This window comes from Ruegeria sp. CDSC081, assembly GCF_059610485.1.
On sequence record NZ_JBXWNS010000001.1, the window covers coordinates 362,626 to 379,262 of the forward strand.

15 protein-coding genes are annotated in these 16,637 nt (G+C 56.7%); 11 read left to right on the top strand and 4 right to left on the bottom strand.

What is annotated here, in order from left to right:
* The first annotated feature begins 18 nt into the window (after positions 1–18).
* Positions 19–1,089 carry a site-2 protease family protein gene (locus AC2FH9_RS01850; RefSeq protein WP_142634247.1) on the top strand — a complete coding sequence of 357 codons (1,071 nt, stop codon included), beginning with the start codon at positions 19–21 and terminating at the stop codon, positions 1,087–1,089.
* Here the strand turns inward: AC2FH9_RS01850 and aroB are convergent, their stop codons facing one another.
* Together aroB and AC2FH9_RS01860 are read right to left on the bottom strand one after the other, a co-directional pair.
* Entirely contained in the window at positions 1,090–2,196 is a 1,107-nt protein-coding gene (gene aroB, locus AC2FH9_RS01855; RefSeq protein WP_496695191.1) for a 3-dehydroquinate synthase, read from the bottom strand.
* A complete protein-coding gene (locus AC2FH9_RS01860) occupies positions 2,197–2,784 on the bottom strand; it encodes a shikimate kinase (RefSeq protein ID WP_142634251.1) in 588 nt (195 codons plus the stop codon). It abuts the gene before it with no gap.
* 79 nt (positions 2,785–2,863) lie between these two features.
* Between AC2FH9_RS01860 and AC2FH9_RS01865 the strand changes: the two genes are divergently transcribed.
* The 10 genes from AC2FH9_RS01865 to AC2FH9_RS01910 all read left to right on the top strand — a co-directional run bounded on the left by AC2FH9_RS01865 (position 2,864) and on the right by AC2FH9_RS01910 (position 14,834).
* Positions 2,864–3,013, top strand: a complete 150-nt coding sequence (locus AC2FH9_RS01865) for a hypothetical protein (protein WP_185956616.1) — start codon at positions 2,864–2,866, stop codon at positions 3,011–3,013.
* A complete protein-coding gene (locus tag AC2FH9_RS01870) occupies positions 3,003–4,526 on the top strand; it encodes a hypothetical protein (protein ID WP_496870562.1) in 1,524 nt (507 codons plus the stop codon). Before AC2FH9_RS01865 ends, AC2FH9_RS01870 begins: the two co-directional genes overlap by 11 nt.
* A gap of 2 nt (positions 4,527–4,528) precedes the next feature.
* Entirely contained in the window at positions 4,529–5,482 is a 954-nt protein-coding gene (locus AC2FH9_RS01875) for a site-specific tyrosine recombinase XerD (RefSeq protein WP_496870564.1), read from the top strand.
* Positions 5,483–5,545: 63 nt separating this feature from the next.
* Positions 5,546–6,853 carry an HlyC/CorC family transporter gene (locus AC2FH9_RS01880; protein WP_142634257.1) on the top strand — a complete coding sequence of 436 codons (1,308 nt, stop codon included), beginning with the start codon at positions 5,546–5,548 and terminating at the stop codon, positions 6,851–6,853.
* Between the two features lie 93 nt (positions 6,854–6,946).
* The gene (locus tag AC2FH9_RS01885; RefSeq protein WP_496870566.1) at positions 6,947–9,364 is read left to right on the top strand and encodes a GcvT family protein; all 2,418 of its coding nucleotides are present in this window, start codon (positions 6,947–6,949) and stop codon (positions 9,362–9,364) included.
* 31 nt (positions 9,365–9,395) lie between these two features.
* Positions 9,396–9,995 (top strand): nucleotidyltransferase family protein, encoded by a 600-nt coding sequence (locus AC2FH9_RS01890; RefSeq protein WP_496749065.1) that lies wholly within the window; start codon positions 9,396–9,398, stop codon positions 9,993–9,995.
* A gap of 753 nt (positions 9,996–10,748) precedes the next feature.
* Entirely contained in the window at positions 10,749–12,185 is a 1,437-nt protein-coding gene (locus tag AC2FH9_RS01895; RefSeq protein WP_496785278.1) for a Do family serine endopeptidase, read from the top strand.
* 183 nt (positions 12,186–12,368) lie between these two features.
* Positions 12,369–13,049, top strand: coding sequence for a response regulator transcription factor (locus AC2FH9_RS01900; RefSeq protein ID WP_142634264.1), 681 nt, complete (start codon positions 12,369–12,371; stop codon positions 13,047–13,049).
* Positions 13,042–14,412: a sensor histidine kinase gene (locus AC2FH9_RS01905; RefSeq protein ID WP_271946675.1), complete on the top strand. Its 1,371-nt coding sequence runs from the start codon at positions 13,042–13,044 to the stop codon at positions 14,410–14,412. The genes AC2FH9_RS01900 and AC2FH9_RS01905 overlap by 8 nt, the downstream gene beginning before the upstream one ends.
* A 74-nt stretch (positions 14,413–14,486) precedes the next feature.
* Positions 14,487–14,834 carry a TfoX/Sxy family protein gene (locus tag AC2FH9_RS01910; protein WP_496801216.1) on the top strand — a complete coding sequence of 116 codons (348 nt, stop codon included), beginning with the start codon at positions 14,487–14,489 and terminating at the stop codon, positions 14,832–14,834.
* Positions 14,835–14,888: 54 nt separating this feature from the next.
* Here the strand turns inward: AC2FH9_RS01910 and ndk are convergent, their stop codons facing one another.
* Both ndk and AC2FH9_RS01920 read right to left on the bottom strand, forming a co-directional pair.
* The gene (ndk, locus tag AC2FH9_RS01915; RefSeq protein WP_142634270.1) at positions 14,889–15,311 is read right to left on the bottom strand and encodes a nucleoside-diphosphate kinase; all 423 of its coding nucleotides are present in this window, start codon (positions 15,309–15,311) and stop codon (positions 14,889–14,891) included.
* Positions 15,312–15,427: 116 nt separating this feature from the next.
* Entirely contained in the window at positions 15,428–16,630 is a 1,203-nt protein-coding gene (locus tag AC2FH9_RS01920; protein ID WP_496749068.1) for a multidrug effflux MFS transporter, read from the bottom strand.
* Between the last annotated feature and the right edge of the window lie 7 nt (positions 16,631–16,637).

Consider the following 16,637-nt stretch of genomic DNA (forward strand, 5'->3'; position numbering starts at 1 on the left):
GCACACCGGAGACACATCATGACATGGTCCTTCTCGCTCGGCCGACTATTGGGGTCGGAACTGAAGGTCCATGTCACCTTTTTCCTCTTGTTGGCATGGGTTGGATTCGCTGCCTATTCTACCGGAGGGATGCAGGCCGCGATCGGGAATCTGATTTTCGTGCTTGCCCTTTTTGCATGTGTGGTCGCGCATGAGTTTGGTCACGCGCTGATGGCGCGGCGCTATGGCATAAAAACTCCGGACATTACTTTATTGCCGATCGGCGGTCTTGCCCGATTGGAACGGATGCCAGAGAACCCCATGCAAGAGGTATCGGTGGCTTTGGCCGGTCCTGCGGTAAACGTCATCATCTGGATCATCCTCGTCTTTTTGGGCGCAGGAATGCCATTTGAAACACTCGCCAATATTGATTCACCCGAGACCGGGCTTTTGAACCGCCTCGCCTATGTGAACCTTCTTCTGGCTGCCTTTAATCTCATCCCCGCATTCCCGATGGATGGTGGACGCGTTTTTCGCGCACTGCTCTGCCTGAGGATGGATCGGGTCAAGGCCACGCGCATTGCCGCATTTGCCGGTCAGATAGTGGCGGTAGGATTGGGGTTTCTGGGGCTAAGCACAGGCAATCCGTTGTTGGTTTTGATCGCGGTTTTTGTATTCGTTGCCGCCAATGCAGAAAGCCAGGACGTCGCAATGCGATCAGTGGCGCGTCAGGTTCTGGCCCGCGACGCCATGATCACCGAGTTTCACGCCCTATCGCCAAGCGACACGCTTGCGACCGCCGCTCAAGCAGTTATTCACACCACTCAGCATGAATTTCCATTGTTGGATGCAACAGGGAAACTGCAGGGCTTTGTCACGCGCGACCGGCTGTTTGCTGCCCTCGCCAAAGATATTCCCCGGTCAGAATTGGCCAGTTCAATCATGGTCGAGGATATCCCGACAGTGACCCTGAGCAGCGGATTGGAAGCGGTTCTGAAACAGTTCCACGGGGGTGCCCCCGCAGTTGCCGTCTGCACGCGGTCAGATCAGATGGTCGGCTATATTACCCGTGAAAATATTGGCGAGTTAATGATCATTCGCGGACGTTGATCAACCCAGCGCGTCCTTGAGGACACTCAAAACCGCATCCCGCGGAACATCCGACGTGACAAATGCCTGCCCGATGCCTCGGGCCAGAATGAAACGCAGCTGGCCATCGATAACCTTCTTGTCCTGCGCCATCAGCTCGACCAGCGCTTCGGCGTCGGGCAAATCCCCGTGGATATCGGAAATGTCGGTTTTCATGCCCATCGCACGCAGATGTGCCCGAACCCGGCTTGGGTCCTCTTGCGAACATAAACCAAGTCGCGCCGACAGTTCGAATGCCAGTGCGCATCCAATCGCAACGCCTTCTCCATGCAGCAAACGATCAGAATACCCGGTCGCAGCCTCAAGCGCATGACAGAACGTATGCCCGAGATTCAGCAGGGCGCGATCCCCCTGTTCGGTCTCATCACGAGCGACGATGTCGGCTTTCATCTGAACGGATCGGGTGACGGCCCGAACCCGCGCGGCCATATCCCCGCCCGAGACATCGGGGCCATGGCCCTCGAGCCATTCAAAGAATGCCGCATCCCCCAACAGCCCGTATTTTACGACCTCACCATAACCGGACAGGAAATCCCTGTCGGTCATTGTGCCCAGAACCGAAGTATCCGCCAGCACCAGTGAGGGTTGATGAAATGCGCCAATCAGGTTCTTGCCCTGCGGTGCGTTGATCCCGGTTTTGCCGCCGACCGAACTGTCGACCTGCGCAAGCAGCGAAGTTGGTATCTGAACAAACCGTACGCCCCGGCGCAAAACGGCCGCGGCAAATCCGGCGAGATCACCTATAACCCCACCTCCGAGCGCAACCACCACGTCACGCCGCTCGATTTTCTCGGCTAACAACCATTCGACCGCACGCTCAAAATGCGGCCAGCTTTTGGTCGCTTCGCCCGCGGGCAGCGCCAATGCGGACATTTCGATCCCTGCGCTGGCCAACCCATCCCGCAACGCGTCAAGATGCAGGCTCGCCACGTTTTCATCGGTCAGAACCGCTACTTTGGGTCGCGGTAGCAAAGGCGCTATGCGCTGACCGGCCTGCGTCAGCAGATCGGGGCCGATCTCAACATCATAGGACCGATCCCCAAGCTCAACATGTACGGTTTGGTGCATCTATTTCCGTTCCAAAACATCAGGTCGCGTCATCAGAGCTTTGACGACACGCTCTACCATATCTTCAATCGAGACATCCCCGTCGGACGAAACCGCCAGATCGGCGCGTTCATAGATCGGAACACGCTGATCGTACAATGCACGAAGGGTCGCAAACGGATTTTCGGTGCGCAAAAGCGGGCGCGTATCCTTGTGGCGAACGCGGTTCCACAACACACCCAAATCGGCGCGCAACCAAACGGACACCCCGCGTTGAGTGATCATGTCGCGGTTTTGTTCAGTCATAAAGGCACCGCCGCCAGTAGAAAGGATACCTTTTTCCTCGACCAAAAGCCGCCCGATGACCTGGCTTTCCTTGCTGCGAAAAAAGGCTTCGCCATCACGCTCGAATATCTCGGGGATGGTCATGTTGGCCGCTGATTCGATTTCGGCATCGCTATCGAGGAAAGGAACCCTCAACCGAGCGGCCAATGCGCGGCCTACGGCGGTCTTTCCGGCCCCCATCATACCTACAAGCACCACTGTTTTGTGCAGTGTATAGTCCGAAACGGCAGATGCCGCATGGGTGTTATGCTTAATTTCGCTCATTTCATCGTGAATGACGTGATCTTAGGAAAAATGCCAGTTATAACTTGGTCAAAAGAGAAAATTGAGGCAGCGTTTGACCATGGGCCGTCTGATCAAGTTCCTGATATATCTGATTTGCCTGTGTTTCATCGGGCTGGTGGGATATGTCTACCTGGGTGAGTTTTTTGGTGCGGATTTCTCTGCGCCGCAAAGCGAGGTCAGGGAGCCGGTAATACTGAATGTCGAATAAAGTGGCGGTGGTTGCACTGTTTCTTGCAGGAACAGCGCAGGCGCAGCAGGAACCCCTTTCTGTTATTGAATGGCTGGCCAATCCTCCGGAAAACCTTCCGGGGACGGTTTTGCTTGAGCCACCCGTGGCGCAGCCTGGCGGTCAGCCCGATGTTCTTGTAACCCCGCTTCAGGCATTGTCACAACCCCTGGGCCTGGTTGCTTCGACTGTCACAGGATTGCCTGTCGACATGTGGCAGAACAGCGATCCCCAACGCCTGTCCGAACTGATCGAAAGCGTCCCGGTCAAGTACAACCCCGCCATGCAGCGGTTGCTGTTCACGTTGCTTTTGACCGAAGCGCGGGCTCCGGCGTCCAGCAAAGGGGAAGAGATCTTGCTGTTGGCACGGCTCGACCGCCTTATGCAGCTTGGCGCGGCAGACCCCACGCAATCGCTGGTACAATTGGCTGGCCCGACGAACAGTCTTGACCGATTTCAACGCTGGTTCGACGCCACCCTTCTGACCGGGGATGAAGATCGCAGTTGCACGGCGCTGATTGCTCAGCCGCATTTGTCACGGGACTATGCCGCTCAGATTTTCTGCAAGGCCCGGCGTGGGGATTGGGACTCGGCCGCTCTCACACTTGAGGCAGCCCATGCCCTACAGGTTCTGGCACCACAAGAGCTGGAGGTTCTGGACAGGTTTCTAAGCCCCGAACTGTACGAAGACGCCGAGTATCTGCCGCAACCGGACGACCCCTCGCCCCTGATGTTCCGCTTGTTCGAAGCTATTGGCGAACGTTTGCCCTCGGCTGCTTTGCCCCGCGTATTCGCAAATGCGGATCTGCGGGATGTTGCGGGCTGGAAGGCTCAGGTCGAAGCCGCAGAACGGTTGACCCGCGTTGGGGCGCTTACGCCAAATCAACTTCTGGGGCTCTATACAGAACGGTCTCCGGCGGCGTCTGGAGCCGTATGGGACCGGGTATCGTCGATACAGCGGTTCGAAAAAGCACTGGATTCTGGCAATTCGGCAAAGATCGCCAAAGCTCTGCCGGTGGTTTGGAACCAGATGCGCAATATCGGCCTGGAAGTGCCATTCGCTGAACTTTTCGCCGGGCGTCTCTCTCAGGTCAAACTACAGAAACCCGCGGCCGAGGATCTGCGTTGGCGCATTCTGTTGCTGTCAGATCTATATGAAACAGCGGCGTTGTCGGCTCCGGACAATTCTGAAGAAAGTCAGTTTCTGGCTGCGCTGGCTCAGGGTGATCCGGGGCGCGCGCCCTCCCCTTCGCCGCTGGCGGATGCCATCGCAGAGGGGTTTGCATGGGCGGCGCCGGTGCCAACCGATATTGGCAACATGCTGGACGAAGGCCGCCTCGGTGAGGCGCTTCTGGAGACGATGGTCCTGTTTGCCCATGGATCGCGGGGAAATCTGGTCGACCTGACAGCAGCCATGGCAACCCTGCGCCGGGTCGGTCTAGAAGATACCGCGCGCCGCGCCGCGCTGAACCTGCTGATCCTGCAGGGCAAGTGATCATGACGTCTCCGGGCTCTGACGAAATCTGGATTTCGACCTTTCTGGAAGCACAGGCCGCCGAGTTAGGCGCTGCCCAAAATACGCTTGTTGCCTATGGCCGCGATCTCAAGGATTTTGCGGCCTGGCTGCGGCGCCGGAAAACTGGGTTTACCGAGGCCGACGCCAAGCAGGTTGAGGATTACCTGATCAGTTGCGACGCACAGGGATTGGCTCAATCCACCCGCGCCCGCCGTTTGTCTGCCATAAAACAGATTTATCGGTTCGCATTCGAGGAAGGCTGGCGTTCGACAAACCCCGCGATCAAGATCAAAGGCCCAGGACGGCCAAAGCGGCTGCCGAAAACTCTGGATGTATCCGAGGTGGACCGGTTACTGCTTGCTGCGCGCGAAAGCGGGCGAAACAACATTGAAAAGCTGCGCAATACCTGCCTGATGGAAATCCTGTATGCCACCGGGATGCGTGTCACTGAACTGGTATCGTTGCCGGTGTCATCGGCGCGCGGCGATCCAAGGATGCTCTTGGTATTGGGAAAAGGCGGCAAAGAGCGGATGGTTCCACTGTCCCCTCCGGCTCGACAGGCGCTTTCGGCATGGTTGGCGGCTCGGGATGAGACTGAGGAAAAGCGTGTTACAAAGGGTGGGCAGAGTTCCCGATTTCTTTTTCCCTCACGTGGCAAGGCCGGGCATCTGACTCGGCATATGTTCTATCATCTGATCAAGGAACTGGCGGTTCACGGTGGGGTCTCGCCCGAAAAGGTTACACCGCACACCTTGCGTCACGCTTTTGCGACACATCTTCTTGCCAACGGTGCCGATTTGCGATCGATTCAAACATTGCTTGGTCACGCGGATGTGGCGACCACAGAAATCTATACTCATGTCCTGGAAGAACGGCTGGCTGAGCTGGTGTTGCAGCATCACCCATTAGCTAAAGATCCAGTTGAAAAGGGCTAACTCCTTGATCCAGTCAAGCCGCGCCCCCATAACAGACGCAGAAACACAAGCAGCTAAGGACCGATGGAACCCTCAACTTCTCTGATCGACGGCACATTCTGGCTTACGTCCGGTGCCATATTGCTATTGCTCTTCTTATCGGGGTTTTTCTCGGGTTCTGAAACGGCTCTGACGGCCTCGTCACGCGGCAAGCTGCGGGCGCAGGCGGACAAAGGGTCGCGCGGGGCGCAGAAGGCGCTGGACATCACCGACGACAACGAACGGCTGATCGGATCGGTTTTGCTGGGCAACAACCTGGTCAACATTCTTGCGGCCTCGTTGGCCACAGCGATGTTCACGCGCCTCTTTGGCGAAAGCGGCGTAGCATTGGCAACCCTGGTCATGACCTTGCTGGTTCTGATCTTTGCTGAAGTTTTGCCCAAGACCTATGCCATAACCAATTCGGAAAAAGCGGCATCCGCCGTTGCTCCGATCATCAGCGTGGTTGTCACCCTATTCTCACCGGTCGTTTCGGCCGTACGCCTATTGGTACGGGGAGTTTTACGCCTGTTCGGTGTACAGATCGACCCGGACAGCAACATTCTGGCCGTGCGCGACGAAATCGTTGGGGCCCTGCATCTGGGCCATTCCGAAGGCGTGGTCGAGAAGGAAGACCGTGACCGTATTCTGGGCGCCTTGGATCTGGGTGAACGTGCGGTTGAAGAGATCATGCTCCATCGTTCGAATATCGAGATGGTTGATGCGGATGACGCTCCCGAGGCGATCCTGAAACAATGCCTTGAAAGCCCCCATACACGCCTGCCTGTCTTTAGGGACGAACCAGAAAACATCGTTGGGGTTGTTCACGCCAAAGACCTGTTCCGCGCTATGTATGCCCATGCAGGAAGCAGCGAACGTGAAAACAACCGACTGAAAGAGTTCGATGTCTCAAAGGTAGCGAACGCCCCTTATTTTGTGCCTGAAACGACCACTCTGGACGATCAGATGCGGGAATTCCTGCGGATGCATAGCCATTTTGCGCTGGTGGTCGACGAATATGGTTCACTCAGGGGTCTAATCACGCTTGAAGATATCCTCGAAGAAATCGTCGGCGAGATTGCTGATGAGTTTGACATTGATGAGGACGTCCCGGTAACGCGAACCGAAGACGGCCAGTACCTTGTTGAAGGCGCCATGACGATCCGCGATGTAAACCGCGCGATGGAATGGTCTTTGCCCGACGAAGAGGCCAATACCGTGGCCGGTCTGGTCATCCACGAAGCGCAGATGATCCCGATCACGGGTCAGGTATTCTCGTTCCACGGTTTCAGATTCGAAGTCGTCGCGCGCGAAGGCAACAGGATCACAGAGCTGAAGATCCGTCCCCTCTGATCCTCTCGCTGCGACAGCCTTTGTCGTGAACGGAACAGTATCCCTGGTTCTGCGATTGCAGGCTTTGACTATATCGCAAGGGGAGTCCGTGACGTGAAGACAACAACTCAGGTAGCTGTAATCGGTGGCGGCGTTGTCGGGTGTTCGGTTCTTTATCACCTGACCAAGCTGGGCTGGTCGGATGTGATGCTGCTGGAGCGGTCCGAATTGACCAGTGGCTCGACCTGGCACGCGGCGGGTGGTTTCCACACGTTGAACGGCGACACCAATATGGCCGCACTGCAAGGCTATACGATCCGGCTGTATAAAGAGCTGGAAGAGATCACCGGCATGTCCTGTGGCCTGCACCACGTTGGCGGCATAACGTTGGCCGACGACCGCGACCGGTTTGACATGCTCCTGGCCGAACGTGCCAAGCACCGCTTTATGGGGTTAGAGACCGAAATCGTAGGCCCTGAAGAGATAAGGAAAATCGCACCGATCACCAATACCGACGGCATCATCGGCGCGCTCTATGATCCGCTGGACGGGCATCTTGATCCGTCCGGAACCACCCATGCCTATGCCAAAGCGGCGCGGATGGGCGGCGCAACAATCGAAACCCATTGCATGGTGCACGAAACAAATCAGCGCGCCGATGGCACCTGGGATGTGGTCACCAACAAGGGCACGATTCATGCTGAACATGTGGTCAACGCTGGTGGGCTCTGGGCGCGCGAGGTTGGCGCCATGGCCGGTGTCTATTTCCCGCTGCATCCGATGGAACATCAGTACCTGGTCACCGACTCGATCCCCCAAATTGAGGCAATTATCGACGCAGGTGGCGAACATCCCCATGTCATGGATCCCGCCGGCGAAAGCTATCTGCGGCAAGAGGGACGCGGTCTGTGCATCGGCTTTTATGAACAAACCTGCAGGCCCTGGGCTGTCGACGGCACCCCGTGGGATTTCGGTCACGAGCTTCTTCCCGATGATTTCGACAAGATCACCGATAGTATTGAATTCGCTTATCGCCGCTTTCCTGTTCTGGCCGAGGCTGGTGTGAAATCGGTGATCCACGGGCCGTTTACCTTTGCACCGGACGGCAATCCTCTGGTCGGGCCGGTTCCGGGGTTGCGCAACTATTGGTCGGCCTGCGGCGTGATGGCCGGGTTCAGCCAGGGCGGCGGCGTTGGTCTGACACTGGCGCAATGGATGATTGAGGGTGAGCCAGAGCGCGACGTCTTTGCGATGGACGTGGCGCGGTTCGGGGATTGGATCAGCCCGGGCTATACCCGTCCAAAGGTCATCGAGAACTATCAGAAGCGGTTCAGCGTCTCTTATCCGAACGAGGAATTGCCGGCAGCCCGCCCAGCCCGCACAACGCCGATGTATGATATCTTTACCGATCTTGGTGCTGTGTGGGGTCAGCAATACGGGCTTGAGGTGCCCAATTACTTCGCCCAGGGGGATGAACCAGGCTATGAAACGCCCTCGTTCCGCCGATCCAACGCATTCGATGCCACCGGGCGCGAAGTTCGGGCCGTGCGATCAGGTGTTGGCATCAACGAAGTGCACAATTTTGGCAAATACCGCATTGTTGGACCTGCTGCCCGTGATTGGCTGGATCGGATCATGGCGGGCCGAATCCCGAAACCGGGCCGCGTGTCGCTAACCCCGATGCTATCACCAAAGGGCAAGCTGATCGGTGATTTTACCGTTTCCTGTCTTGATGAGACCGAGTTCCGCCTGACCGCCTCCTACGGCTCTCAGGCGTTTCACATGCGCTGGTTCCTGCAAAATGCGCAGAATGGCGTGACTGTCGAAAACATCAGCGATCGGCAGAACGGGTTCCAGATCGCAGGCCCAAAAGCCACGCAGGTTCTGGCGGCCTGCACCCGTGATGACCTGAGCGGATTTCGGTTCCTCGATCTGCGCCGTATGACCGTTGGGATGACCGACTGTATCGTCCAGCGCGTCAGCTATACCGGCGATTTGGGGTACGAGATTTACTGCGATCCCATGGCACAAAGGCAGTTGTGGTGGACCTTATGGCAGGCCGGGCAAGAACGCGGCATCGTTCCATTTGGCATGCGCGCGATGATGAGCCTGCGTCTGGACAAGTTCTTTGGCTCCTGGATGCGAGAATTCTCGCCTGATTACACAGCCGCGGAAACCGGTCTGGATCGGTTTATTTCCTTCTCTAAGAACGCCAATTTCATTGGCCGCGCAGCTGCCGAGGCTGAACGCGCCTCTGGCCCTGCCCGCCGACTGGTCGCGTTCGAGGTTGATGCCGAGGACGCTGATGTCAACGCGTATGAGCCGATTTGGCTGGACGGAAAAGTCGCCGGGTTCTGCACTTCGGGTGGCTATTCACACTATGCAGGCAAGTCCATTGCCATGGGGTTTCTGCCAACAGACCGCGCTGTGGACGGGCTGGAAGTAGAAATCGAAATACTTGGCCAGTTGTGCAAGGCACGCGTGATCTCAGAACCGTTATTCGACGCCGAGGGCGCGCGTATGAGGGGATGACACTGCGTTCATACGTCTGCATTGTCGGCGCATGACGCAAATACCCATCATCCTTCTGGCCGCCGGACAATCCCGGCGTATGCGAGGCGCAGATAAGCTGCTGCAAGAGATTGATGGCTGCCCGCTGCTGCTCCGTTCCGCCCAGACAGCACGGGCCGCATCGTCGGTTATTGTTGCCCTGCCGTCCAAGCCTCATCCCAGGTACGACGTGTTGCAGGGGCTGGACCTGCATCTGGTCGAAATCGCAGATGCGGAGGAAGGTATGAATGCCAGCTTACGAGGGGCCCTGTCTGCTGTTGGGCCAGAGGCCGAAGCCGCCATGGTTCTGCTAGCTGACCTGCCTGAAATCACTCTGGATGACCTTCAGACGCTGATCAAGGCGACTAAGGCGTATCCGGATAAGCTGATCTGGCGCGGGTCGACGGCGTCAGGACAGCCTGGCCACCCTGTGATCTTCAGCCGTCTCCTGTTTGATCAGATCAGCCGCCTGACCGGAGACGAAGGCGCACAATCTGTGGTTCGGGACCATCGGGACAAGGTCCATCTGTGTGTGCTCCCCGGCCAACATGCCGTGCTGGATCTGGACACGCCCGAAGCATGGGATATCTGGGCAAAATATCGCAACAGTTAAAACGAGTACGGCCCGGTCAATGAAGACCGGGCCGGTTACCCAATTAAGGACTACCACTTTTCACTGATCCTGAAAGCGCGTCCAGAACACACTAGGCATTCCGAATATTCCGCAACCGAACCTAAACAAGACCCCCTCGTTAACATGCCGCTCAGCGCTTCCAGAGACTGTGACAAGCCGTTGGCACCCCCTAGTGCCGCCGACTTCCCTTCGCTTGGGCAAGACCATCGTCACCTATCAGATGCTCTCAAACAACGTAAAATTGGCCCAAACTTGCATTTTCTGATGTTTCAGTTTGGTTTTTACGCAACATCTCTCTCAATGCGTTTCTACTATAGGTTGTTCGTCCGAGAAAATCTAAAAGCGAGTACACTCCAATTATCACAGACCATATATATAACATGTTCATAATATGATATGTTTCCGGCAAATTCAGCCTATGACACCAGATCCACTCACAACCAATGGCTGTGTCATAAATCCATCAATTTCTGAGAGCTCGCTTTGTTTATCAAACAGATTTAATTCAACTAAAATCATCATTTGACTGCCGAACAGGCAACAATCCACCGATTCTAACCTTATGATTCGGAAGATTTCCGCGAATCTTTGCCACCCGACGCCGGGATAGAGCCTCTCGTTTGTGGCAAAATTAAGATTTATTAACCAACCAATCAGGAAAGTCACAGACTGATGCAGCATCTCTTGATCCAAGGCGCGGCCAGTGTCGCGTGCTTCAATCAGGAGACCAAAATGAGCATCCGTAAATCCTCTCTTCTTATGCCACGCACATCAAACTGGATAGGCGTCTCAGCGCTGAGTGCGGCTTTGTTGGCGACGACCGCCCTGCCCTCGAAAGCTGACGAAGCGCTGGCTGATTTAGTTGAGAGCGTGTCACCTTCTGTCGTGACCATCATCGCGGAACAAAACGCCGCCAAGGGCCCGGAAACCGGACAGCAGTTTGATTTCGAAGGCCAACCATTCGGTGAATTCTTCAAACGCTTTGGCGTGCCTGAAGGGTTCGATGCCCCCCGTCGTGGTCCGTCTCAGGGTTTGGGGTCAGGTTTTGTTCTGGATGAAGCCGGGTACATCATTACGAACCATCACGTGGTCGACGATGCCGCGACCGTGACCGTGCGCCTGAATGATGACCGAACTTTTGAGGCTGAGGTGATCGGTACCGACCCATTGACCGATATCGCGGTTCTCAAGATCGACGCGGGCGAGCCACTTCAGGCCGTAGAGCTTGGCAATAGCGATGTAATCCGTGTGGGCGAGGATGTCGTCGCCATCGGGAACCCGTTTGGCCTCAGCTCGACCGTGACGACCGGGATTGTATCGGCCAAGGACCGCAATATTTCGCAGGGACCTTATGCCGAGTTCATCCAGACGGATGCGGCCATCAACAAAGGCAATTCCGGTGGCCCGCTGTTCAACATGGATGGTGAGGTTATCGGCGTGAACTCGGCCATCTATTCCCCGAGCGGTGGGTCGGTCGGGTTAGGTTTTGCCGTCACGTCGAACATTGTGGACCATATTGCCGCGGATCTGCGCGATGATGGCCAAGTCAGCCGAGGTTGGCTGGGTGTGTCAATCCAGAATGTCAGCCCTCAGATCGCTGCGGCGATGGGAATTGATGCCTCAAACGGCGCGTTGGTTTCGGACGTTGTTGCCAACAGCCCTGCCGAAGGCATCCTGGAACAGGGCGACGTCATCCTGACCTTTAACGGCGAACCCGTCGCGTCCAGCAGCGACCTGCCGATCCTTGTCGGGACTACCAAGGTTGGAACAGAAAGCACGCTTACAGTTTTACGCAACGGCAGTGAGCAAGACATAAAGTTGACGATTGGACAACATCAGTCCGCATCGGCCGAAATGGACAAGTCAGTGGATGAAGGCATTTCGGGCACCGCCCTGGGCGTCACCGTTGCACCGCTAACAGAAACCAACCGTGCGGAACTGGGCGTGGCCGAGAATATTGACGGTGTGATCGTCACGGACCTGAAACCGGACAGCCCTGCAGCCAAAGCCGGTCTTCAGCGTGGCGACGTGATCGTGAAGCTGGGCAACCAGGATACGGCCACTCCTGACGCGCTGAAAGACGCGCTGGACAGCGAAAAAACCGATCCCGCGCTTGTCCTGATCAACCGTGGCGGCAACCAGATCTTTGTTGCGGTGGAAATCGCCTGATCGAACACCTGCGCGCGCCACGTGATGGGGAGATCTGGCGGGCGCCTCTCTGGCATGATTGAATTGTCCGCAATCTGCCGGAGCAGCCGGGTGCGCAACGACGCACCCGGCATCTAAACCGGTCAAATCTTGTACTTTGTTTGAAAAATTGTGTTTAAGTTCCGGTAGAAAGGATTTCAGATCATGAGCCGACGCCTGTTGATCGTTGAAGATGATGAAGACACCCGGGAATTCATAGCAAAAGGGTTCAGCGAGGAAGGATATGTCGTCGAACAGGCCGCGGATGGGCGCGAAGGGCTGTATCACGCCACAGATGGTGGCTTTGACGCCATCGTTCTGGACCGAATGCTGCCCGGTCTAGACGGCCTGTCACTGATCAAATCCATGCGCGCCGCGGGTCTGAAAACTCCGGTTCTGATGTTGACCGCAATGAGCGCGGTCGATGAGAGAGTCAAAGGCCTGAGGGCCGGTGCAGATGATTATCTGGTCAAACCGTTCTCTTTTCAGGAACTGCATGCGCGGATCGAAGCTCTGTTAAGACGCCCGCAGGAATCTGAGGAAAACCCGACCCTTACCTGCCGCGATCTGGATATGGATTTGCTGACCCGCAAAGTCACCCGCAACGGGCGAGAGATTACCCTGACACCGCGTGAATTTCAGATTTTGGAATTCTTCCTGAGACGCAAGAACCGCGTAGTGTCACGCACTATGTTGCTGGAAGGTGTCTGGGATTATCATTTCGACCCGAACACCAATGTGGTTGACGTCCATATCTCGAAACTGCGCCGCCAATTGGATGAAGGCGGAGAGATCCCGTTGATTGAAACAGTCCGGGGCGCAGGTTACATGATATCTGATGGATAACCTACGGCTTTCTTTCAATAATTCCAGAACACGTTTGGTTCTGGCCAGCATGGTTCTGAGCACATTGCTGACAGCCACCGTGCTGGCCCTTGTCTATGTCACCGCAAATCGCAGTATCGAAAGCGAAACCCGCTCGGTGGTTTCCGCGGAATTGACCGGTCTGGCCGATGAATACGAAAGGCGCGGGCTCATCGGTTTGCTGACAGCCATCGAACGCCGTATTCCCACCGCCTCTGAACGGGATGCCCTTTACTTATTGACCGACCGCAACGGGACGAAATTGGCTGGCAACCTGAGGCAATGGCCCGATGACATCACTGCCGGAAGTGGTTGGGTCCAACTTGAGCTGCGACGCTCGGACAGCGAACAGCTGGTGCCAATCTCGGCTGCATCCATTCGTCTGCCGGGCGGAGAACGCCTGCTAGTCGGGCGGGATGCGTTGGCACGACAGCAGTTTGACCGTGTTCTTTTACGCTCGGTCGGCTTCGCGCTGGCAATCGCGCTGGCGCTGAGCGTCCTGACAGGCTGGCTGTTTACCAGGCTCGTCTTTTCGCGCCTGTCTGACATCGCCTCGACCGCAGAAAATATCGTTTCAGGCGACCTGTCGCGCAGGATGCCCTTGCGCGGGACCGGTGATGAATTCGATCAGGTTTCAGGTACGCTCAATACGATGCTGGACCGGATCGAGGAGTTGGTCAGCAATCTACGGACAACCTCGAATTCGATCGCGCATGATCTACGCTCTCCTTTGTCGCGTTTGAAGCAGCGGGTCGAATCCCTGTCAGATAGCCGCAAATCCGAACAGGATCGCGAAATCGACATCGCGCGCGCGACGACCGAGGTTGATCATGTCCTGCGGGTTCTGGGCCAACTGACTGAGATTTCGCGTGCCGAAGCAGGTGTCGGGCGAGAGCAGTTCGAAGATGTCGACCTTAAGCAACTCGTGGCGGACGTGGTCGAGCTCTATGATCCGGTTGCCACGGATCAGGGCGTAACACTTGAAGTTACGGGGTCAACTGCCCCCCTTCCCGGCCACCGCCCCCTTTTATCTCAGGCACTGTCCAACCTGTTGGAAAATGCTCTGCGATACGCGCCTGATGGTTCGACCATCACGATCAATATTGCGGATGACGGCCTGTATACCAACCTCAGCGTGCGGGATCACGGCCCCGGTGTACCACAGGACGATCTGGCCCGTCTGCAGATGCCCTTTGTGACACTCGATCCCGCCCGGACCGAGCGCAATGCAGGTCTGGGCCTGGCTTTGGTCGCAGCGATATCGCATATGCACAAAGGCATGTTCGACGCCCGCAACTGTGATCCGGGCCTTGAAGCCACTATTCGTCTGTCGCGCAAACCCTGATCCGGTGATCATGAACCGCAAAGGTAAAAAAGGATCGGGTGACAGTAATTCTGACACCGGTTAAAACGTCGATTATGTCTGACCCGATCTCAACTATCCGTAATCTCGGCCCGGCCTATGAACAGGCTTGCGCGCGCGCCGGTATCCACTCGGCCCAGCAACTGCGCGAGATAGGCCCCGACGCGGCCTATGCAAAACTCTTGCAGGCAGGATCGCGCCCTCATTTCATCGGCTATTATGTTCTGGTGATGGGACTGCAAGGCCGCCCGTGGAACGATTGCAAAGGCGATGAGAAAAAGGCCCTGCGGCAAAGGTTCGACGCGATCAAAGCCAGCAACAGCGCAGCACCTGAGACGCAGATGATTGCGGACCTGGATGTAATCGGCGTTCGGGTGTCCTCGGATGATTTGAAACCCGCATAGAAAAAGCCGCCCCCGACAGCGGAGGCGGCTTTAAACACTTGAACTTACGGCAGATTAGCCGACCAGTTCGATGCCCGAGAAGAAATAGGCGATCTCAACCGCTGCGGTTTCCGGTGCGTCTGAACCGTGGACCGAGTTCTCGCCAACCGATTCAGCGAACTCGGCGCGGATGGTGCCGGGGGCCGCATCTGCGGGGTTTGTTGCGCCCATGACTTCGCGGTTCTTGGCAATGGCGCCTTCGCCTTCCAGAACCTGTACAATAACCGGCTCGGACGACATGAATTCGCACAGTTCGTCATAGAACGGGCGCTCGGCGTGGACGTCATAGAACTTGCCAGCTTGTGCTTTGGTCATGTGAATGCGCTTTTGCGCTACGATGCGCAGACCGGCCTCTTCAAACTTGGCGTTGATCTTGCCAGTCAGGTTGCGGCGGGTTGCATCGGGTTTGATGATCGAGAATGTGCGTTCCAGTGCCATGTCGGCCTCTCCTTAAAATAGGGCGCGGGGCCCGCGCCGAAATCCATCGCGGGCCGCGTATCATGGTCTGTAGCTTATGAAAAGTGTTATGATGCCCTGCTCCGGCGCTTTGCCGGTCACAATGTGCCGGGCAACGGGTCCAGACTGTCGATCCTACGAACATAGAGCACGGCCAGAAGGCCGATAAAGCTGCACCCGCACATCATGCCAAGCACAAGAAAAGGTCCGTTTTCAGGGCTGACAAAGGCGCCGGTGATCGTCGTCAGAACCGCCCCCAGCGCAACGATCATTGCACCTGACAGGCCCGCCGCGCTGCCTGCCAGTTTGGGACGAACCGACATCACGCCCGACGATGCATTGGCGTTGGTCAGTCCATTGCCGAAACCGACACAGATGGCCGAGCCGAAAAAGACCCAAACCGTACCAAGCCCGACCCAAAACAGAAGCAGCCCGCAAAGCGGCCCTGCCGTGGCCACATTCCGCCCTATCAGGATCATCGTTGTTAACTGCGTCCGCGCCGCCAATCGGCCAGTGACAAAATTCCCGACCATGAACCCGCCGGTGATAATGCCGATCCCAAGACCCAGCATCGCGGGGCTCAGATCAAACCAAGCAGCTGCAACCAACGGTGCACCGGTGATAAAACTGAAAAAGCCGCCGATCGAAAATGCCGCGCATAGGGCATAACCCCAAAACCTTCGGGCGCGGAACAGATGCGGATATTCCTTCAGCTGCGCCGCGAATGTTGGGGCGCGGTTTATATTGGTCTCTCCCATATCAAACCACAGCAAAGCCAGCAGACCGGTGCCAAGTACGGAATACAGAACAAACCCCGAGCGCCAGCCGAACAGCATGTCCAGCGCGCCGCCCAGCATCGGCCCCAGCATTGGCGCGAGCGCCATGGCCATTGCGACATAGCCCAGTTTGCTTGCGGCCTCGTTCGGGGAATAGCGGTCGCGGATCGAAGCGCTGGACAGCACCGAACCGGCGACAACCACGGCCTGCATCAGGCGAAAACCCAGAAACATCCAGATTGACCCAGCCAGCACACAGCCGATGGATGCGACCACGAAGATCGACATGCAGATCAACAGGACCGGTCTGCGCCCATATCGATCCGACAGAGGACCCATGATCAGTTGCAGCACAGCAGAAACCGCCAGATATCCCGCAACCGCCAGATTCATAAGGCCGTAATCCACCTGAAAGTCCACGCTCATATGCGCCAGCGATGGCAGGAACATATTCAGCGTCAGTACCGACAACGCCGTGGCAAAGACCAGCGTGACCAACGACGGAGGTGTTCGGGCTGTATGCATAATGGAA